The following is a 1,625-nucleotide window of genomic DNA, read 5'->3' on the forward strand; positions in this document are numbered from 1 at the left end:
GGCGGCGGCGGTCGCAGCCGGTGCGCGATGACGCGCAAGCAGCGCGTCGACCGCCGCCGGATAGCCGGCGAGCGCGTGCAGGATCTGGTGGCGGCCCGTCTCGATCTCGCGCGCCAGCACGATTTCGCCTTCGCGCGTGAGCAGCGGCACCGCCTGCATGCGCCGCATGTAGAGCGCGAGCGGATCGGTCGACGCGCCCGTGCCGCGTGCAAGGTCGCCGAGCATCGCGCGGCCTTCATCGAGCGCATCGCGATCGACGTCGACAAGCGCCGAACCGGCGAACGGCGCAGGCGCGGCCGGCTCGTCGAGCACGGCGATGCCGATGTCGGCGAGCGCGGCGCGCACGACGTCGAGCGCGTCGGGGCTGTCGCTTTCGGGCGGCAGCGCGTCGACGAGGTCGGCGTGAGTCAGATATCCCTGTTCGCCGGCGAGCGCCAGCAACTGGATGATCGGATCGAGCGGCGTGTCCGCCCGGGGAGTGGGGCGTGGCGTAGTCATGTCGATGGCGGCGTGAGCCGCGTTCCTGTCTGGGCGGGCCGAAGTCCGCTGGTTTCGGGCCGCCGGTTGCTCGCGAACCCCCGTCCGCGCCGGCCAGCCTGACATCGTTCAAGTTGAGGGCATTTGCGCGAACTTCAACGCGAGTGCGGCAGACCTGCCAGCACGCGGCGTGCCCGCGCGCCCGTCCGGTGCAGGAAACAAAAAGTAACCGATCATACCGAGCGGAAATCTGCAGGGGACGTAAGCTAGAGTCAGGCGCGCGCCTGGCGGCGACGCGCGGATTCTGCCGGAGCAACACATGACCCCGATTCCTGCCGCGAGGTGTGCGGTATTCGCATTGACGACGCTGACCCTCGGCGGCTGTTATTACACGAGTCCGTATGGCTATGCCCCGTACTATGCGCCGGCGCCGGCCACGCTGACGCAGCGCGAGATCCCCGTCACGCCGGCTGCACCGGCCACCACTGTGCCGGGCCCGACCTCGGCGGCGGTCGCGCCGCCCGTGGCCGACCCGGCTCCCGTCTACGTCGCGCCGGCCTATCCGCCGCCGTATCCCTATCCGTATCCGTACTATGCCCCCGCGTATTACCCGGGCTGGTACGGCTGGGGCGCCCCGGCGATCTCGGTCGGCTTCTGGGGCGGATGGGGCGGCGGCTGGCGCGGACGCGGCGGTTACTGGCATCGTCCGTGGGGCGGCAGCCACTGGGGTGGCGGCTGGGGCGGGCATCGGCATTGACCGGCGCGCGGCGGCACCGCGCGGGAGAGCATCATGAGGAACACGATTGTCCGAAGTCTGTGCGTCGTCCTGCTCGGCCTGGCGGTCGCGCCGGGCATTACGCAGGCACAGAGCACCGGCTACACGAATTCGCCGGCCGAACTGTTCGCCGGGCCGGCGCCCGACTATCCGGTGGTCGCGCAGATTCCGCCGGGCACCGCGCTGGACGTGTTCGGCTGCCTGAGCGACTACACGTGGTGCGACGTCGCGCTGCCGGGCGTGCGTGGCTGGATCGACGCGCAACTGATCGACTATCCGTACCAGGGCGGTTACGCGCCGCTGCTCGACTATGGCGCGATCATCGGCGTGCCGATCACCGGGTTCGCGATCGGTGCGTACTGGGATCGCTACT

3 protein-coding genes are annotated in these 1,625 nt (G+C 70.4%); 2 read left to right on the forward strand and 1 reads right to left on the reverse strand.

What is annotated here, in order from left to right; translation table 11 throughout:
* Positions 1 to 498, reverse strand: a 498-nt coding sequence (locus G3O00_RS42450; RefSeq protein ID WP_277399393.1) for an RNA polymerase sigma factor region1.1 domain-containing protein, incomplete at its 3' end; no start/stop codon positions are given.
* A 298-nt stretch (positions 499 to 796) separates the two neighbouring features.
* Here G3O00_RS42450 and G3O00_RS42455 point away from each other — a divergent pair.
* Together G3O00_RS42455 and G3O00_RS42460 are read left to right on the forward strand one after the other, a co-directional pair.
* Entirely contained in the window at positions 797 to 1,234 is a 438-nt protein-coding gene (locus tag G3O00_RS42455) for a hypothetical protein (protein WP_206146573.1), read from the forward strand.
* Between the two features lie 33 nt (positions 1,235 to 1,267).
* Positions 1,268 to 1,625: SH3 domain-containing protein (locus G3O00_RS42460; protein WP_346779037.1), on the forward strand; the 358-nt coding region annotated here is incomplete at its 3' end.

The sequence above is a fragment of the Burkholderia sp. Ac-20384 genome, assembly GCF_017104605.1.
Taxonomy (GTDB): Bacteria; Pseudomonadota; Gammaproteobacteria; order Burkholderiales; family Burkholderiaceae; genus Burkholderia; species Burkholderia lata.